Origin of the sequence: Bradyrhizobium sp. CIAT3101 (assembly GCF_029714945.1) — a bacterium.
Lineage (GTDB): Bacteria > Pseudomonadota > Alphaproteobacteria > Rhizobiales > Xanthobacteraceae > Bradyrhizobium.
The window spans coordinates 1,272,816-1,291,182 of sequence record NZ_CP121634.1; the positions used below are offsets into that span (position 1 = coordinate 1,272,816).

17 protein-coding genes are annotated in these 18,367 nt (G+C 64.2%); 9 read left to right on the forward strand and 8 right to left on the reverse strand.

The window, feature by feature from the left end; all coding sequences use genetic code 11:
• Positions 1-16 precede the first annotated feature (16 nt).
• Positions 17-1,717, reverse strand: coding sequence for an ATP-binding protein (locus QA645_RS05765; protein ID WP_283048810.1), 1,701 nt, complete (start codon positions 1,715-1,717; stop codon positions 17-19).
• 310 nt (positions 1,718-2,027) lie between these two features.
• Here QA645_RS05765 and QA645_RS05770 point away from each other — a divergent pair, with 310 nt between their 5' ends.
• On the forward strand, positions 2,028-2,321 hold the full coding sequence (locus QA645_RS05770) for a DUF718 domain-containing protein (protein ID WP_283048811.1): 294 nt from the start codon (positions 2,028-2,030) through the stop codon (positions 2,319-2,321).
• Positions 2,322-2,337: 16 nt separating this feature from the next.
• Here the strand turns inward: QA645_RS05770 and QA645_RS05775 are convergent, their stop codons facing one another.
• Complete coding sequence (locus QA645_RS05775) at positions 2,338-4,359, reverse strand: YgiQ family radical SAM protein (RefSeq protein ID WP_283048812.1); 2,022 nt, start codon at positions 4,357-4,359, stop codon at positions 2,338-2,340.
• A 271-nt stretch (positions 4,360-4,630) separates the two neighbouring features.
• Between QA645_RS05775 and QA645_RS05780 the strand changes: the two genes are divergently transcribed.
• The 3 genes from QA645_RS05780 (at position 4,631) to QA645_RS05790 (ending at position 6,151) form a co-directional block, all read left to right on the forward strand.
• Positions 4,631-4,915 (forward strand): hypothetical protein, encoded by a 285-nt coding sequence (locus tag QA645_RS05780; protein ID WP_283048813.1) that lies wholly within the window; start codon positions 4,631-4,633, stop codon positions 4,913-4,915.
• Positions 4,896-5,840 (forward strand): DMT family transporter, encoded by a 945-nt coding sequence (locus QA645_RS05785; RefSeq protein WP_283048814.1) that lies wholly within the window; start codon positions 4,896-4,898, stop codon positions 5,838-5,840. The genes QA645_RS05780 and QA645_RS05785 overlap by 20 nt, the downstream gene beginning before the upstream one ends.
• Before the next feature lie 110 nt (positions 5,841-5,950).
• A complete protein-coding gene (locus QA645_RS05790) occupies positions 5,951-6,151 on the forward strand; it encodes a hypothetical protein (protein WP_254191567.1) in 201 nt (66 codons plus the stop codon).
• A gap of 67 nt (positions 6,152-6,218) precedes the next feature.
• Here the strand turns inward: QA645_RS05790 and QA645_RS05795 are convergent, their stop codons facing one another.
• Positions 6,219-6,884, reverse strand: coding sequence for a GntR family transcriptional regulator (locus QA645_RS05795; RefSeq protein ID WP_283048815.1), 666 nt, complete (start codon positions 6,882-6,884; stop codon positions 6,219-6,221).
• An 8-nt stretch (positions 6,885-6,892) separates the two neighbouring features.
• Positions 6,893-8,305, reverse strand: a complete 1,413-nt coding sequence (locus tag QA645_RS05800; RefSeq protein ID WP_283048816.1) for an FAD-binding oxidoreductase — start codon at positions 8,303-8,305, stop codon at positions 6,893-6,895.
• Between the two features lie 177 nt (positions 8,306-8,482).
• On the opposite strand from QA645_RS05800, the gene QA645_RS05805 reads away from it, so the two are divergent.
• On the forward strand, positions 8,483-9,367 hold the full coding sequence (locus QA645_RS05805; RefSeq protein ID WP_349253188.1) for a dihydrodipicolinate synthase family protein: 885 nt from the start codon (positions 8,483-8,485) through the stop codon (positions 9,365-9,367).
• Between the two features lie 9 nt (positions 9,368-9,376).
• Here the strand turns inward: QA645_RS05805 and QA645_RS05810 are convergent, their stop codons facing one another.
• From QA645_RS05810 to QA645_RS05825, 4 genes are read right to left on the reverse strand one after another with little or no spacing between them, the layout of a single operon-like run.
• The gene (locus QA645_RS05810) at positions 9,377-10,594 is read right to left on the reverse strand and encodes an MFS transporter (protein ID WP_283048818.1); all 1,218 of its coding nucleotides are present in this window, start codon (positions 10,592-10,594) and stop codon (positions 9,377-9,379) included.
• A gap of 8 nt (positions 10,595-10,602) precedes the next feature.
• On the reverse strand, positions 10,603-10,932 hold the full coding sequence (locus QA645_RS05815) for a hypothetical protein (RefSeq protein WP_283048819.1): 330 nt from the start codon (positions 10,930-10,932) through the stop codon (positions 10,603-10,605).
• The gene (locus tag QA645_RS05820; protein ID WP_283048820.1) at positions 10,929-11,498 is read right to left on the reverse strand and encodes an isochorismatase family protein; all 570 of its coding nucleotides are present in this window, start codon (positions 11,496-11,498) and stop codon (positions 10,929-10,931) included. Before QA645_RS05820 ends, QA645_RS05815 begins: the two co-directional genes overlap by 4 nt.
• 34 nt (positions 11,499-11,532) lie before the next feature.
• Positions 11,533-11,985, reverse strand: a complete 453-nt coding sequence (locus tag QA645_RS05825; RefSeq protein ID WP_254135209.1) for a MarR family transcriptional regulator — start codon at positions 11,983-11,985, stop codon at positions 11,533-11,535.
• A gap of 397 nt (positions 11,986-12,382) precedes the next feature.
• Here QA645_RS05825 and QA645_RS05830 point away from each other — a divergent pair, with 397 nt between their 5' ends.
• From QA645_RS05830 to QA645_RS05845, 4 genes are all read left to right on the forward strand, one after another.
• On the forward strand, positions 12,383-14,719 hold the full coding sequence (locus QA645_RS05830; protein ID WP_283048822.1) for a TonB-dependent siderophore receptor: 2,337 nt from the start codon (positions 12,383-12,385) through the stop codon (positions 14,717-14,719).
• A gap of 2 nt (positions 14,720-14,721) precedes the next feature.
• A complete protein-coding gene (locus QA645_RS05835; protein ID WP_283048824.1) occupies positions 14,722-15,744 on the forward strand; it encodes an extracellular solute-binding protein in 1,023 nt (340 codons plus the stop codon).
• Positions 15,737-16,918 (forward strand): PepSY-associated TM helix domain-containing protein, encoded by a 1,182-nt coding sequence (locus QA645_RS05840; protein ID WP_283048826.1) that lies wholly within the window; start codon positions 15,737-15,739, stop codon positions 16,916-16,918. The genes QA645_RS05835 and QA645_RS05840 overlap by 8 nt, the downstream gene beginning before the upstream one ends.
• 154 nt (positions 16,919-17,072) lie before the next feature.
• Positions 17,073-18,362, forward strand: coding sequence for a DUF1963 domain-containing protein (locus tag QA645_RS05845; RefSeq protein ID WP_283048828.1), 1,290 nt, complete (start codon positions 17,073-17,075; stop codon positions 18,360-18,362).
• Positions 18,363-18,367 lie beyond the last annotated feature (5 nt).

Genomic DNA, 18,367 nt, shown 5'->3' on the forward strand with positions numbered 1-18,367 from the left:
CGAGGCGGTGGAGATTTCAATTGCCTCGATGGAGCGCCACGCGGATCATTCGCGCGAGGTCGGATCGGCGATAGGGTTTAGGCAGCAACAGCACGCCCTGTTCAAGCCGGCCGTGACTGAGAAGCGCGTTCTCGGTGTAGCCCGACGTATACAGGACGCGCGTGGTCGGACGGCGCGCGAGCACGGCCTCGGCCAATTGCTGCCCGTTCATCCCGCCGGGCATGATCACGTCGGTCAGGAGCAGGTCGAAAGCAACATCGTTCGCGACCTGCGCCAATGCCTCTGAACCGTTGGCCGCCAGGATTGCGCGATAGCCGAGATGCGCGAGCTGTGCGCTGACATATTCGCTCACCAGCGGATCGTCCTCGACGACGAGGATGGTCTCGTTGCCGCCGCGGATCTCCACATTTGCCGTCGGCTCCGACCAGGGCCCGGTCCCGCTGGCGCGCGGAAGATAGAGCTTGATCGAGGTGCCGTGGCCTGCCTCGGAATAGATCTTGATGTGGCCGTCGGATTGCTTGACGAAGCCATAGACCATGCTGAGTCCAAGTCCCGTGCCCTTGCCGGTCTCCTTGGTCGTGAAGAATGGTTCGAACACCTTGTCGCGGATTGCTTCGGGAATGCCGCTGCCGGTGTCGCTCACGGCCACCATGACGTAGTGGCCAGGCCTCACATCCGGATTCGCGCTCGCATAGCCGTCGTCGAGCACGACATTGCCCGTTTCCAGCATCAGCTTTCCGCCTTCGGGCATCGCATCGCGCGCATTGACGGCGAGGTTGAGGATGGCTGTTGCCAGATGGTTGGGGTCGATGAAGGCCGGCCAGGCGTCTTCTTCGAGGGATGTCTGAATCTCGATCTGTTCGCCCAGCGAGCGTTGAAGCAGTTTGGCGGTGTCCTCCACCAGGGCGTTCAGGTTCGTGTCGCGGGGCTGCAACGGCTGCCGACGAGAGAACGCCAGCAGATGTTTCGTGACTTCGGCGCCGCGCGTCGCCGCGTCGTCGATCATCCGGGTGATCGACGACAGTTGCGGATTATCGGCCACCGCCTGGTGAAGGATCTCGGTCATCCCGATGATGACCGTCAGGATGTTGTTGAAGTCGTGAGCGATGCCGCCGGTCAGATGCCCGACGGCTTCCATCTTCTGGATCTGGCGTTGACGTTGTTCCTCCTCCAGCCGTTCATTCGCGTCCTTGACTTCGCGCGCCCGGGCGAAGATTTCCGCCTCCATCCGCCCGGTCTGATCGCGCAATTCTCGCGTCAGCTTGTCCTGTTCAACGCCGTGCTGTTTGAGGTGAATGAACTCCGTGACGTCTTCCACGCAATGAATGATATAGGCGATGTGCCCGTCCGGACCGAACACGGGGGAGTTCCGCGGGCTCCAGAAGCGCTCTTGAAATCCGCCGCCTTCCGCCTCCGGCTTGCGGATGTCGTATTTCTGCACCGCCATGGGATCGGTTCGTTTGCTGTGCAGGACCCGGTACAGCGAAGCCTTCAGATTGCGGACGCCGTCGGCGGCCGGATCGTCGGGATTATCCGGAAAGACCTCGAACAAATATCGCCCCAGAATCGAAACGCGATCGGTCATCGTCGCGTTCAGATAGGCGTCGCTCACCGCGACAATGTGGAGATCGGCGGTGAGGACGAGGTAGAGGCCAGGGACGCCTTCGAAGATTGCCTGGAAATCGGGCGCGTGCTGCAAAGACGGTTCCGTGCGCAAGCTATTCCTCTCCGCGAATCATTGGCAATCACCGCGAAGATACGCCGCGTTGATGGCATGATGCGCCTGTTTTGCCCGACGGGTCAAGTGTTTTGCGGTTTTTCGGAAATTTTGCACCCGCGCGACGGGTTCGGGCGCGACGACGATTCACTCAAATCTTGATGCGCGATAAGCCCTTGATTTCGCTATCCGCCGCTACGGTGCATGGGGTTGTTTTCGACATTTTGTCTTGGGAGGCGCAAGATCATCAGGCTGAACCGGACCTCGTCCGGTGCCCGCTTTTCATCAATCCATTTTTGGGAGGCGCATCATGCAGGTTTACAATGTGGTCAGGTTCAAGGTGAAGCAGGGTGAGGAGGCTGCCTTCCTCGATGCGCACCGGAACGGCAAGGCCAAGTGGCCGGGCCTCGAGCATGGCGTCATCATCAAGACCGGCGAGCAGACCTTCTGCCTGATCGGCACCTGGTCCGGACAGGACGCGATGGTCGCGGCGCGGCCCGCGATGATCAAGACCCTCGACAGCTTCAGGTCGGTGCTGGAGGACCAGGGCAACGGACGCGGCGTCACGGATGCAGTGTCGGGCGCCGTCGTGCTCGACATTTAGCGGGCGCGATCGCCCGCTACTTCATCAACCGTATGCCCTTGGTCGTGAACTTCTGCGTCTTGCCGCCGGGGCGCAGGGGACGCTTGGTGCCGGCGGCCTTGCCGGTGCCCGGCGGCTGGTGCGCTGGCACGAGCTGGTCGGGACGGGAGCCGATCAGGTCGCGGCGGCCCATCTCGATCAAGGCCTCGCGCAGCACCGGCCAATTGTCGGGGTCGTGGTAGCGCAGGAAGGCTTTGTGCAGCCGGCGCTGGCGCAGGCCCTTGATCGCCTCGACCTTGTCGCTGCCGCCGCGGCGCACGCCGCGCAGCGGATTGACGCCGGTGTGGTACATCGCGGTCGCGGTCGCCATCGGCGAGGGCAGGAAGGTCTGCACCTGATCGGCGCGATAGCGGTTCTTCTTGAGCCAGAGCGCGAGGTTCATCATGTCCTCGTCGGTCGTGCCCGGATGCGCCGCGATGAAATACGGGATCAGGTAATATTTCTTGCCGGCCTGCTCGGCTGCGGCATCGAACATCCGCTTGAACTTGTTGTAGGCGCCGATGCCCGGCTTCATCATCTTGTCGAGCGGCCCGCGCTCGGTGTGCTCCGGCGCGATCTTCAGATAGCCGCCGACGTGGTGGGTGACGAGCTCCTTGATGTATTCCGGGCTCTCGACCGCGAGGTCGTAGCGCACGCCGGAGGCGACCATCACCTTCTTGATGCCCTTGGTCTCGCGCACCTTGCGATAGAGCCGGATCAGGTCGTCATGGGAGGTGTTGAGGTTCGGGCAGATCTCGGGAAAGACGCAGGACGGCCGGCGGCACGCGGCCTCGACCTTCGGGTCCTTGCACGCCATCCGGTACATGTTGGCGGTGGGGCCGCCGATGTCGGAGATCACGCCGGTGAAGCCCGGCGTCTTGTCGCGGATCTTCTCGATCTCGCGCAGAATAGAACCCTCGGAGCGGTTCTGGATGATGCGGCCTTCATGCTCGGTGATCGAGCAGAAGGTGCAGCCGCCGAAACAGCCGCGCATGATCGTGACCGAGAACTTGATCATGTCCCAGGCGGGGATCTTGGCATCGCCATAGGACGGATGCGGCGCGCGCGCGTAGGGCAGATCGTAGACCGCGTCCATCTCCTCGCTCGTGAGCGGGATCGGCGGCGGGTTGAGCCAGAGATCGCGGTCGCCGTGCCGCTGCACCAGCGGACGCGCATTGCCGGGATTGCTCTCACGATGCAGCACGCGCGAGGCGCGCGCATAGGCTTCCTTGTCCTGCTCGACCTGCTCCAGCGCGGGCAGACGGATCACGGTCGCGCCTTTCTGGCGCGTCGCGCCCTCGTCGGCGGAATCGAGATCGTCGGCGTGCAGCTCGGCGTAGTCCTCGGGCACGCGGCGGAACAGCGCGACGCCCCTGACGTCGTCGAGCTCGCGCGGTGCTTCGCCCGCGGCAAGGCGGTTCGCGACCTCGACGACGGCGCGCTCGGCATTGCCGTAGAGCAGCAGGTCGGCCTTGGCGTCGGCCAGCACCGAGCGGCGCACCTTGTCGGACCAGTAGTCGTAATGCGCGATCCGGCGCAGCGAGGCCTCGATGCCGCCGAGCACGATCGGCACATCCTTGAACGCCTCGCGGCAGCGCTGGGCGTAGACGATGGTGCAGCGGTCCGGCCGCTTGCCGCCTTCGCCGCCGGCCGTATAGGCATCGTCGCTGCGGATGCGCCGGTCCGCGGTGTAGCGGTTCACCATGGAATCCATGTTGCCGCCGGTGACGCCGAAGAACACCTTTGGCTTGCCGAGCGCTTTGAACGGCTCGGCCGAATGCCAGTCCGGCTGCGCGATGATGCCGACCCGGAAACCCTGCGCCTCCAGCAGCCGGCCGATGATCGCCATGCCGAAGCTCGGATGGTCGACATAGGCATCGCCCGTCACCAGCACGATATCGCAGGCATCCCAGCCGAGCGCATCCATCTCGGCGCGGCTCATGGGAAGGAACGGCGCCGGCTTGCGCGGGCGTGCCTGGGCCATCAGGGGCTTTTCGGCGGTGACGATCTGGGTGTCCATGGCGCACAGGCATAGGACTCCGGGCCCGCGAATACAACCGACGGACGCGTGAAAGATGAAGGTTCCGTAGTCGCTCGGGCGCGTTAACCGTTCGCAAGCGCCTGCCTCACCTGGGGCACGCTGGCCGGCTCGGTGCCATGTTCGCGGACCATCGGTGGCCCGCCAGCCGCGTCCTCCGCCCGCCTGACCAGTGCCGTCCCCTCTGTGATGCCGTCCACATACCAGCGGGCTCTCGCGCGTCATCCTCTCTCCAGTTTCGAAGGAGAGATTCATGTTTCTGGTCGACGCGCTTTTGATCCTGGCGATGTTGTTTTTCCTGTTCCTGCCGATCACCGATCGCAGAACGGTGCGGATGAGGCTCTGCATGATCTGCGCATTGTTTGCGGTGCTCTCGGTCTCCGTCAGCCGCACCCATGTCGCACCGGTGCTGCTCGCGAGCGTGTCCGGATCTCCCGGAGCGTTGCAATCGCCGCACATCCTCGGAAAGCCGTCTTCCGGCTTCTCATCGTGGTCCGCATCCGATATTCGGTTGCTGCATGGGCAGGGGAATATCTGAAGGCGGTCACGGAGCGGCCGGCGGCGCCGCGCCGTCGGCTGAGCGCTGGCTCGGCGCCATTGCGCTGATCGGTTTCATCCTGGTGGCGACCGCTCAGGCCTCCAATCAGATCCTGGCGCGCGGACTGGCGGGCTCTGTCCCTCCCTTCGCGCTGGCCTTCTTCCGTTGGAGCATCGTTGCGATCGGGCTCGCGCCGATTGCACTTGCGGAGATTCGCACCGGCCGCGTGCCGCTGGGCCAAAATGTCTGGCCGATCCTCGCCGCCGGCTTCATGGGCATGTTCGTCTGCGGTGGTCCGGTCTATGCCGCGGGCGTGTCGACGACGGCGATCCACATTGCGCTGATCATGGCGCTGTCGCCGATCACGGTGCTGATGATCTCTGCGGTGCTCGGCATCGAGCGTGTCGGCCCGCTGCAATGGCTCGGCACGGCACTGGCGCTGTCAGGCGCGCTGCTCATCATCTCCGGCGGCCATCCAGCGACGTTGTTTGCGCTGGAGACGGCATCGGGCGACGGCCTCGTCGTGATCGCGATGCTCGGCTGGTCGGGCTACACCCTGCTGCAGTCGCGCGCCGCGCCAAAGGCCTCCCTGCTTGCGCGCATCAGCCTGTTCTCGGCCGCCGGCGCGTTGTTCTCGCTGCCGCTCGCGGCCTGGGAGATGTGGGCCATGCCCGCCCAGGTTTTCAGCACCAAGGCGCTCGCGGCCTATCTCTTCGCGGGGATCGTTCCGGGCCTGCTCGCCTATGCCGGCTTTGCCTGGCTCGGCGGCAAATTCGGATCGGTGCGGACCTCGCTTGTCCTGTATCTCGGACCGGTCGCCAGTGCGCTGTTGTCGTTTGCGATCCTCGGCGAGCCGCCGAAGTTGATCCATCTCCTGGGCGGTCTGCTGATCCTGGGCGGTGTCTGGGCCAGCCTGCGCCGATAGTTCCATCTCGACGTGTTGTGGTTCACGCGCAGGAACTATCCGCCGCGGCGAACATTGAGGGGAGGGTTTGCAGCGAGTCCGGCTCGCGCGCGCTCGTGTCCAGGATCCGGATGACCTCGATATTCGCCTCGGGCGATGGGGGAGCTGTGAGTACAGTCATAGAGAATTTGCTGTCGCGGAAGCAGAAGCTTGTGGAACAGCTCGAGAAGGCATCGTCGGTCGAGGACCGCGATAAAATTGAGCAGCAGCTCGAGCAGATCAACACCGCGTTGGATTTTCTGGACAGGCCGGGATCGAGAGACGCGCGGTAAGGCATGAACCGGAAAAGCGTGAAGCGGCTTTCCGTAAAGATCATGCTCAAAGAATGGCCTGAATAGTTCAGTCCACCTTCAGCGCTTTGGCGTAGACCAGGCCCGAATTGGTGATGTGCGTCGTCATCGCGGCCTCGAACGCCGCGTGCTGGCCGTGCGCGAACAGATCGAGCAGCTTGCGATGCTCCTCGAAGGAGGAGCGGGTGCGCACGTCGATCGGCGAGGTCAGATTGGTGCGGAGCGCTGCGACGCGGCCCGAGACGAGCTGGTAGGATTCGGCGAGGTAGCGGTTGCCGCAATGCGCGAACAGGCCCTCGTGAAAGGTGGCGTCGGCGCGGCCATAGGCGATGTTGTCGCGTGCCTCGACCGCCGGCTCCATCGCCGCGATCGCCTCGCTCATCGTCGCGATCGCACCGTCACGGTCGTGGCGAAAGGCGAGCTCGGCAGCCTTGGGTTCGAGCGCGATGCGAAACGTGCAGAGCGCGGTGATGTCCTCGGCGCTCGGCGTGAACACGAAGCTGCCGACCTGCGGCCGGATCACCACGAGCCCCTGCGCCTGCAACTGGCCCATCGCCTCGCGCACCGGCGTGCGGCTGACGCCGAAGGAGCTTGCCACCATCTCTTCGGAGATGGCGGCGCCGAGCGCGAATTCGCCGTCGATGATCGCCTGCCGCAGCCGCAGCATCACCCGCTGCGACAGCGATTTCGGCGCATCGAGCTTCAGCGAGCGCATGGACGCCCTCAGATGACCTTGCCGGGGTTGAGCAGCTGATCGGGATCGAGCGCGGCCTTCAAAGTCCGCATCAAGGCGATCTCGGGCTCGCTGCGGGCGTGTCCGAGCCACTTCTTCTTCAGCGTGCCGATGCCGTGCTCGGCGGAGACGCTGCCGCCCATGTCGCGGACGAGACCATAGATGATCGTGTCCATCTCCTCCTTGGGCTGCTGTTCGACGGGAAGGCCCGTGACCCAAGAGACGAGGTGCAGATTGCCGTCGCCGATATGGCCGTAATAAACACTCTCGCAGCCCTTGATGCCGGAGGCGAGCGCCGCCTTGCAGCGCGTGGCGAACTCGTCCATCCGCGCCACGGCGAGGCCGATGTCGTAGGAGATATGGGGACCCAGCACCTGGCCGAATTCGGCGCAGATGTCGCGAACGCGCCAGAACGCCTGCGTCTGCGCCAGCGATTGCGCCACGGCGGCATCCGCGAGCAGCCCGCGTTCCATCAGCTCTTCGAGCCAGGCCTGGAAACGCGGCGCATCGACGCTCTCGTCGGTGCCCTGCGCCTCGACCAGCACGTAGAGACCCTGGCCGGCGGCGACCGGGGGCTTCACGCCGGCACGCGTCGTGATCACGTCCCAATAGTCCGGCCACATCACCTCGAACGCCGACAGCAGCGGACCCAGCCCGCTGCGTGCGGCATCGAGCAGCGCGATCACCGCGGCATAGTCCTTCAATGCGCAGAGCGCAGCCATGGTCGAGCGCGGCTTCGGAAACAGCTTCAGCACCACGCGGGTGATGATGCCGAGCGTGCCTTCCGAGCCGATGAAGAGATGCTTCAGATCGTAGCCGGCATTGTTCTTCATCAGCTTGTTGAGGCTGGTGATGATGGTGCCGTCGGGCAGCACCACTTCGAGACCGAGCACCAGCTCGCGCGTCATGCCGTAGCGGATCACGCGGTTGCCGCCGGCATTGGTCGAGAGATTGCCGCCGATCGCGCAGGAGCCGCGCGAGCCGAGATCGAGCGGAAAGAAGAAGCCGGCTTCATCTGCGGCCTTCTGGATCGTCTCCAGCGGCGTGCCCGCTTTCACCGTCATCGTCATCGAGGCGCGATCGATCTCCTCGATGCCGGTCATGCGCTCCAGCGAGATCGCGACCCAGCCGGCTTCGGGCGCGGCGCCGCGGCAGAGCCCGGTCAAGCCGCCCTGCGGCACGAAGGGCAGGCGCGCCTGCCGGCAGGTCAGAATCGCATCGGCAACGCCCCGCGCATCGATCGGCCGGATCACCGCGAGCGGCGTCTGCGGCAGGCTCGCACTCCAGTCGTTGCAATTGCGCGCGGGCACGTCGCTGCCGGTCAGCACGGCTGCGGCACCGAGCTTGTCACGCAAGGCGACGAGCAATGGCTCGGGATGTCCGACGGGGGTCACCATGTTCATGCGAGACCTCCTCCAATTTTGGCTGCGCCTCATGCGCACGGCGACGGCGGAAAGGATTTGCGTCCATGTTGTATGTAAGGTACAAGATTAAAAGTAAAGCAAAAACAAGGCTCGGTAAACCCTCTTGGATCGCTGGCGATCGGGGCCTATTCGGGAGCTGCAACAATGGGTGGTGCTATGTCGGAGGCAATTCGCGGGTTCTGGGTGGCGTCGGCGACGCCGCTGGCGACGGACGGCAGCGTGGACCCCGCCAAGCTTGCCGCGCATGCCAAAAAACTCTTCGGCAAGGGCGTCGACGGCGTCGTGCTGTTCGGTACCACGGGCGAGGGCACCTCGTTCAATGTCGCTGAGCGCGTCGCAACGATCGAAGCCGTGCTCAAGGCCGGCGTTCCGGCGGAGCGTATCGGCATCGGCGGCGGCTTCCCCGCCATCAGCGATAGCATCGCGCTGACGCGCGCCGTGCTCGGCCTTGGTCTGCGCCACGTGCTGTATCTGCCGCCGTACTTCGACCGCAGCGCGACGCCTGAAGGCATCGAGGATGCGTTCGCGGCGATCTTCGATGGTGTCGCCGACGATCGCCTCCGCGCCTATCTCTATCATATCCCGCAGGTCTCGGGCGTTGCGATCCCGACGACGGTTGCCGCGAATTTGCGCAAGCGTTACGGCAAGGTGGTTGCGGGCCTGAAGGACTCCAGCGGCGACTTCAAGCAGTTCCAGGCATTCCGCGCTGCTGCGCCGGAACTCGCCATCACCGTCGGCAACGAAACCGACATCGCGCGTGCGATCGCCGGTGGCGGCGCCGGCACCATCTGCGGCATGGCCAACATTACGCCAGAGCTGGTCAAGGCGATGATCGACGGCAAGGATGTCGAAGCCCGCATGCAGGACGCGGTCGATATCGTGGTGAAGTCGCCGTCCTTCCTGACGACGCTGAAGGCCATTCTCGCCGCGCAGACCGGCGATGCCGGCTGGTTGCGTGTGCGGCCGCCGCTGCGGGCGTTGTCTGACGGCGCCGCGCTCAAGGCGAAGCTGGACGAACTGACCAGCCCCGCGATCGCCTGAACGCGAGTCTCATTCGCTGTGAACCTCCGCGGTGCGCGCCGACATGGCGCGGGCCGCGACCAGCGCGGCCGCGAAGCCGGCCGCCGCGCCCACGCCGAGCGCCCAGCGCGGGCCCAGATTGTCCGCGACCCATCCGACGATCGGTGCGCCGATCGGCGTGCCGCCGAGTGCGACGCCGAGGCGCAACGCCATCACGCGTCCTCTCATCCGCGGTTCGGTGGAGAGCTGCATCATGGCGTTGGAAGTATTGGTGACCGTCAGCGCCGCGACGCCGATCAGGACAAGGCTGCCGGCGAACAGCCAATAGCTGGGTGCAAGCGCGGCCAGCGTGCATCCTGCCCCGAAAGCCGCGTTTCCCAGCAACAGTGAGACGAATCGCGGCTGGGCGCGCCCTGCCGCCAGCAGCGCGCCAGAGATCGTGCCGACCGCCATCGTCGACGACAAAAGGCAAAAGCCGCGCGCATCGGTGTGGAAGACGCTGACGGCCATGGTCGAGATGAAGATCGGGAAATTCAGCCCGAACGTGCCGATCAGGAACAGCATGATCATGATCGCCCTGAGATCGCTGCGCGCCCACACGTAGCGAAAACCTTCCGTCATGCCGCCCGGTGCCCGCTGCGCCCGCGCATTCGGGCGGAGCTCCGAGCCGCGTAGCATGGCCAGCGAACAGAGCACCGCCATGAAGGATGCGGCGTTGAGCAGGAAGGCCCATCCTGTGCCGATCGAAGCGATGACGATCCCTGCGACTGCGGGCCCGACCATCCGTGCGGCGTTGAAGGATGTGGAGTTCAGCGCGATCGCGTTGGAGAGTTCGCCGTCGCCGACGAGTTCGGCCACGAATGTCTGGCGCACCGGCGCATCGAAGGCCGCGGCACAGCCGAACAGGAAGGCAAACACGTAAACATGCCAGAGCGCGACCTTCCCGGTGACCGTGAGAAGGCCAAGCACCAGCGCCAATACACCCATGGTCGCCTGGGTCGCGACCAGAAGCCGCCGCTGGTTGAAATGATCGGCGGCAAAACCCGTCCACGGCATCAACAAAAGCTGGGGCCCGAACTGAAGCGCCATCACCACGCCGACCGCCGACGCATTGTGCCGCGTGAGCTCGGTCAGAACCAGCCAGTCCTGCGCAGCGCGCTGCATCCATGTCCCGGTGTTGGATACCAGGGCGCCCGCGGCCCAGACGCGGTAATTGTAGTTGCGCAGTGAGCGAAACGTGCCCGCCACCGGCGCGCTCACGAACCCGTGGGCCGGTTACCGCCGTGGAACCGGCCGAACCGCCGCGCGAGAAAGAGGCTCAGGAGCAACGCGCCAAGTCCGAGGGCTGTGACATCGCCCGTGTCCAGCAGAGCGAACTCTCCGACGCGGCAGACGAGGAGATAACCGACGATCACGTTGAAGGCGCCCCAGAGGACATTGATCGTCGAAGAGGACAGACCTTCGCCCGGCGGTTTTGCGAATGGAGTCTGGAACGGTTCCCCGCGCTGCCCGCTGACGAGATGTGGAACGGCGTTCGCCAGAAATGCGCCCCCCCAAAAATAGGAAACGAGATGAAGCCAGTTCATGCCTGCGCGCTCCGGGTTGCCAGTAGATCGATGATCGCCTGTGTCGGGCCGCTCTCGCCGAGCCGCGGAAACACGTTTGCGATGCTGTAGTCGTGCGCCTCGGAACGCGGGTCGGTCATGGCGTCGGTGGCAAGGGTGACGTTGAAGCCCGCCTCATAGGCCTGCCGCGCGGTTGATTCGACGCCGGTGCCGGTGGCGACGCCGGCGATGACGACCTGCGTGACACCGTGCTGCCGCAACTGGCTCTCGAGATCGGTGCTGGCAAATGCGCCCCATGTCCGTTTGGTCACGGTGAGATCGCTTGGCTGCTGATCGAGCTCGGGAATGAGATCGGTCCATCCGTCGGGGAACGGGCCGCGAGGGCGCGGCCGCTCGGTGCGGCCCGGTGCACCACCGGCGACATTGACGAGCACGACCGGCTGGTGATGCCGCCGAAAAGCCGCGGCAAGCGCGCTGGCGCGCGCCACGACGTCGCCCATCGGGGGAACGGAAGGGAGGTCGACGATGCCGCGCTGCAGGTCGACGATGACGAGCGCGGTGATCGGGTCGAGCAGCGTGAGAGCCATGATCTGTCCTTCCGGCAGCGCGACGGGGGCCGCGTCAGTCGTCGACGAGCCGCTTGAGCAAGGAGACGGCGGCGGCCAACTCGTCCTGCTCCCGCGGTGAAAGCCGTGCCGAAATGGTGCGCGAGAGCCAATCCTGCCGGGCGGCGCGACCAACCCGGATCCAGTCGCGGCATGCTTTCGTCAGCGACAGAATGGTCTGGCGACCATCCTCCGGGTCGGGGGCGCCACTGACGAGGCCCGCGGCCAGCAGAGCGGCGACCGCGGTGCTCATCGATTGCGGGCGCATCTTTTCCGATCGTGCCAGGCTCGACACCGTGGCGGGTCCATCCTTTTCCAGGCGGAGCAGGATCGACACCTGGGACGGCGTCAAATCCTCCGGACCTGCCTGCTCGCGCAGCCGGCGCTTGAGCTTTCCGACCAGCGAACGGAGGTCTTCTGCGAGCGCGCCGGCGCGCGCGGAGGGGCGTTGGTCGGACGAATTGATCATCACGGAAGGAAATGGCATATATGAAGATAATCTGTAAAGATCGCCTGTACAGATAATCTGTACAAAAAGACGTGAGCGAACATGCGGCCACGGTGATGTCGTTGGGGCTCGCTTGCATGAGCGCCGAGGTCGCGCGGCAACCGTGCGACACGGCGTCGCGTCGATGGCGCGCCGCCAGCATCGACGATGAGCAGATGCGCTCATTTCGTGCGCGTTCCGATCGTGACATGCCGGTTCCTGCCCACGTAAGCATCACGGCATCGCGCATCGTTGATTGCGCGATCGTTCCCGCTCTTAGAACGATTCAACACTAGAGCGATTCAAGTCACAGCCAGGTTCTCTTCATTCGCAGCGGCTGATAGATGCGCGAACTTCAATGCTGTGACTTGGAAGTGAATTGAAAGTGCGTGCTCCTGTGGATGGCCCTCGTGTGAGCGGTCGTCGAATTCGCGCCGGCAAGAGCCGCGCAAGCCTTCTCATCGGAGCGGCCGTGCTGCTCGCCGGATATCCCTTCGACACCGTCAAGGCGCAAACGGCGCTGCCGCCGGTGAATGTGGATGCGCCGACGCAGCGGCCGAAGCAGGCACGGGCTTCGGAGCAGTCGCAGCGAAGCACACAGGCGGCTGCGCGCCAGCGCAACCGGAGTGCCGTCCCACCCGCAGCGCCGACGCCGTCGGAACGTGCTGCGGCTGAAGCCGCCGCACAACAAGCCGCAAAGCTCGGCTATCGCGCGATGCCGAGCGCGACCACGCTGCGCTCGGGCGCATCGCCGCTCGACACCTCGCAATCCGTCAACGTCGTGCCCGCGCAAGTTCTCCAGGATCAGTTGCCGCGCAATATCGACGATGCGCTGGTCAACATCAGCGGCATCACCCAGACCAACACGCTCGCCGGTACCCAGGACGCCGTGATCCGCCGCGGCTTCGGCGACAATCGCGACGGCTCGATCATGCGCAACGGCATGCCGCTGGTACAGGGCCGCAGCCTGAACGCCGCAGTCGACAGCGTCGAAGTGTTGAAGGGACCGGCCTCGCTACTCTACGGCATCATGGACCCCGGTGGCATCGTCAATACGATCAGCAAGCGCCCGGAGCTCTATCAGCACGGCTCGGTCACGCTGCTTGGCTCGACCTACGCCAACAATCGCAACGGGGCTGACGGCACACTCGACGTCACCGGTCCGATCGGTGATGGCGGCCTGGCCTATCGTTTCATCGGTTACGGCGTCAGCGAGGATTATTGGCGCAATTTCGGCCGCCATCGGGAAATGCTGGTGAACCCGTCGCTCGCCTGGTACGGCGAGACCACGACGGTCCAGCTCACCTACGAGCACCGCGAATTCATCTATCCGTTCGACCGCGGCACCGCCTTCGTCGACGGCGCGCCGCTGGCGATCCCAAAGGAGCGCCGGCTTGATGAACCCTTCAACAACATGTGGGGGACGTCGGACCTGGTGCAGGGCTCGGTCGAACAGAAGCTCGACGACAATTGGAAGGTCACGGCAGCGTACAGCTACAACACCGAGACCTACAGCGCCAACCAGCTCCGCATTACTAACGTCAACGCCAAAACTGGCGTCGAGACTCGCAGCAACGACGGCACCCAGAACTCGCTCAGCAATGCCAGCTACGGCACCTCCTATATGCAAGGTGACGTCTGGGTCGGCGGCTTCCGCAACGAGATCCTGTTCGGCGGCGAGGCGATGTATCGCACGATCGATCGCCGCGACCTGATCCGCCAGGCGACGCCGAGCTTCAATTTCTACAACCCGGTCTATGGCCTGGTCACGCCTGGCACGACCGTCTCGGCAACCGACAGCGAACAGACCGACAAGCTCGGTACCCGCGGCTTCTTCGCCCAGGACACCTTCCATTTGACCAACTGGCTGTCGGTGGTCGGCGGCGTGCGCTGGATGGAGTATGAGCAGCTCGCCGGAAAAGGCCGGCCAGTCTTCATCACCAACACCAATCTTGCGGGCGACAAGGTGCTGCCGCTTGGCGGCGTCATCGTCAAGCTGAGCGAGGAGCTCTCGTATTACGTGAGCTATACGCAGTCGCTGAAGCCAACCTCGACGATCGCGCTTTTCTCCGGAGCCCCCACCGGCTTCGTCGTCGACTCCACCATTGCGCCCGAAGAGGGAACCCAGTGGGAGACCGGCGTCAAATTCGACGTCAATAAGCGGTTGTCCGGCACTTTGGCGATCTACGACATCGAGAAGAAGAACGTGCTGGTCCGCGACGATCTTGGCAACAATGTCATCGCAATTCGGACGTCTGCGAAGGCGCGGTCGCGCGGCGTCGAACTGGATGTGACGGGCAAGCTGACCGACGATTGGAGCATGATTGGGAGCTATGGCTATACCGACGCGCGCCTGGAGGGCGATCCCGTCAACGGCAACGCAAAACTGCTGAACGCCGCGATGAACACGGCGTCGCTTTATCTGGTCTACGATTTCGGCGAGCGGTTGCCCGGACGTCTGCGACTCGGCGGCGGCGCACACTATGTCGGCGACCGGCCGGGCGACTCGCTCAACTCGTTCTTCCTGCCGGCCTACACCGTTGCCGACGTCTTCGCGACCTACGATACAAAAATCGACAAGGTACCCGTCACCTATCAGTTCAACGTCAAGAACCTGTTCGACAAGGTCTACTATACGTCAACCACCGGCAGCGCCTTGGCCGTTGCGATGGGCGATGGCCGGCGCATTTCGCTGTCGGCGACGGTGAAGTTCTAGCGATGGGGATACGGCGCAAAGCCATCGTGGCCGTGATCGCGCTGGCGTCTGTCTGCCTTGCGGCTGCGAGTCGCGCCGAGGAGATCACGCTGTATTCGACCAGGGAGGCTGCCCTGGTTGCGCCCGTTGTCGCGGCCTTCACGGAAGCGAGCGGCATCACGGTGAAAATCGTCTTCGTCGAGGACAGTCTCGTCAAGCGGCTGGCATCGGAAGGTGATGCATCGCCCGCCGACGTCCTGCTGACGATCGGGCTGGACAAGACCACCCAGCTTGCCTCGGGTGGTTGGACACGGGCTTTCGCGTCGCCACGTCTTGAGCAGGCCGTTCCGGCCAATCTTCGCGGAGACAGCTCGCAGTGGATCGCGCTTGCGATCCGCCCGCGCGTCGTGATGGCACGCAGCGACAGCGTCATCACGGCGATCGACTATGAAGACCTCGCGGATTCGCAATGGCGCGGCAAGCTCTGCATGCGCTCACCGCTGCATCAGAACAATGTCGCGCTTGTTGCCGCGTATCTCGCTCATCATGGTGAAGCGGCGACCGAGGCCTGGCTCGCCGGCCTGAAGGCCAATCTCGCCCACAAGCCTGATGGCAAGGACAACGACGTGATCCGCGAGATCGCGCAAGGAACGTGCGAGATCGGTATCGGCAACACCGTGGCATTGGCGCAATTGCGTGACGGACGGGAAGGGGCCGATTGGCGCGCCTGGGCGATGGCGGTCAGGGTGGTTCCGACCGCTTTCAAGGGCGGCGGCACGCATGTGAATCTCACCGGTGCAGCCATCGCGAAACATGCGCCGCACGTCGCCGGCGCGCAGAAATTCCTGGAATTCCTGGCCACGCCGCCGGCGCAGCGGATGTTTGCGGCCGCCGAGCTTGAATATCCGGTGCTAGCCAACGCGGAGCGCGCGCCGATCGTTGCCGAAATGGGCGCGTTCACGGCCGATGCGCTATCGATCGACGAGATCGGCCGGACTCAGCAAGCCGCCATCGCGCTCATCAGGAAGGCGGGCTTCGATGGGTAGGCTTGGCTCCACAATCAAGGCGTCGCTGCTTCAGGTCCATTCCATTGCCGGCCTCGTGCTCGCGCTGCTGTTGTCCCTGATCGCGCTGACCGGCGTGATCATGAGCTTAGAGGACGAGATCGTCGACCATCTGAATGCCGGCATCATGCAGGTTGCGCCACGGACAACGCCGGCGCTGCTGCCTGACGCGCTGTTGGCGCGGTTGAAGGCGGTGTCGGATACCGGCAAGGTTACGGGGATCATGCTGTCGAGCGATCCGTCGGCGGCCGTGCATGTTCGCTTCGCTCGTGACGAGCAGGGCGCGCGGCCGTCCTCGCTCTATGTCGACCCCTATGACGGCGGCGTGCTTGGCGTTCCGCGCGGCGAGGAGTTCTTCGCAACGGTGCGCAGGCTGCATCGCTGGCTGCTCATTCCCGGCGACGCCAAGGGCTGGGGGCGCCAGATCACCGGTGTTGCCGCGCTGGGCCTGATCGTGATGCTGATCTCGGGCCTCGTGCTGCGCTGGCCGCGCCGGGCAAGCAGCGTGAAGACGTGGCTGAAGCCGAATCTCGGGCTCAGGGGCCGCGGCCTGCATCGCTCGTTGCACGCCGTCATCGGCACCTGGGTCCTGCCGGTCTATCTCGTGATGACCTTGACCGGGCTCTGGTACTCGTTCGACTGGTACAAGGACGGTGTAGTCTGGCTGCTGTCGCGTCCACATGTGGCGGCAGCGAAGATGCAGCCGAAGCAATCGCGTCCAGCCGGCCGTTCCGGGCCGGCGGAGCCGGTCGGATTCGATCGCGCATGGTCGACCCTCCAACATGAGGAGAGCGGCGGTTTCGCCAGGGCTCAGCTGACGCTGCAGGCTGGCCCGGGCACGGTGATGCGGATCCGGTCGTGGCCGAAGGACTCGACGCTCGAGTCCATGCGCGATGAATTCCGCATCGATGCCGTCACCGGCCAGGTCGTCTCGGCGGAGCGCTATGCCGACAAGACGCTTGGCGAGAAGGCGATTGCGGGCGTGCTCGATATTCACCGCGGCGCCGTGCTGGGCTGGCCCGGCAAGCTTGCGTTCATGATCGCCGCGGCGCTGATGCCGCTGTTCGCGATCACCGGCGGGCTCCTGTACCTGTCGCGCCGCAAATTGCGGCGTCCATTGCGGCCACCGCTCGGTCGGCTTGTTCCGGGCGAGTGATCGCTGGGCACCCTGCAGGAGGCTCATCGGTTGCCCGGTCGTCCGTCTTGGCGGTTACAGCCAAGCTTATCTCGAGTGGCGGGAGAAACGCTTGTCGGCGGCCTCGCGAGATGGCATCGATTGAAGGGATACACGCTGGAGTCGTGGGGGCTTGATGGCGCGATCCGAACGAGACGAGCTTGAAGAATCAGCGCGGCCTGCAGTGCTCGTCAGGCGTAGCGATTTGCCTGTGCCGCTCGCTCATCCGGCGCGGAGTTTCTTCGGCGGACTTCCCAAGCTTCCTCCGCAGTTCGAATGGCCTGTGGCGGTCGTGACGGCGAACGCGACGCCAGAGAGTGTGGCTCTCACCTTTGTTGCCCAGATCGACTTGGCCGAAGTACCCCGTTCCGGCCGGTCGCCGCTTCCGAAGCGAGGCACGCTCTATTTCTTTTGCAGCTCGGTGTTTGTCGGCGAGGGACACCCACCTTGCCGCGTCCTCTATAGCCCGACCGACGGCAATGCGTATCCGGATCGAGCGCCACCGCTGAATCTCATGCCGCTGGCGGGCGATGACGGAGATGCGCAGGTCAGGTGGCTTGATCCCGCGCTCGATTTTCATTCCAAGGTCGAGTTCAAGTACCCGCTTTCGTTCCTGCCGTTCCGCGACTTTCACTTCCGTGAGGATGCCGTCGGGGGAGAGCTCATGGTCGCAGAACTGTGCAGGGTGTTAGGTCCAGGCAAGCCGCCGGAGCCGGACTTGCTTCAATTCAGAGGGGTCCTCAAATATGAGAAGGACGAGGACTGGCCCTTCAATTGGCTCTTGATCACCTATGTGGTTCGCTCAATCTTGCTGCATGCTCAGCGCGATCTAGCCCCCAGATCCTATTTCAAGCCGCTGACCGACGAGGCGGCCGCAGAACTGAGGCGTTTACGCGGCGGTGCGATCGGATGGCTTGAACGTTGCCGCGCACTGACGCCGATGGACGACGTCGATGCGGACACAAAGGCGGCCTTCAGGTCCTGGTGGCTCGACGTCGCGCAGGCGTATGAGAGGATGAACAGGCAGGTACGCACGTATGCGGCGGAAATTACGGCGGACCTGGGCAATGCCATCAATCACACGATTCGTTGCATGGCGACCTTGGATGATGATGTTTCCGACGATGCCCCTCGAAGCTACGTTGCGAATCTCGTGCAGCAGAATCATTGGAAGACGCCGACCGCGGAAAATGGGAAACATCGCTACTTCAGCACGGCACTTCATCAGATGCTGGGATACGGGAGTGGCCCGCAAGATGCGACTGATGAGCATTTCAAGGACATACTGTTACTTCAAATGCAAGGTGAGCTGGCCTTTTTCGATTGGCACTCCAACGTCGGATGCATGCTACATTTCTGGATTGACCGGGATGCTCTTGCGCAGCTCGACTTTTCTCGAACCGTCGCCACATTCCAATGTGACTAGGTCAC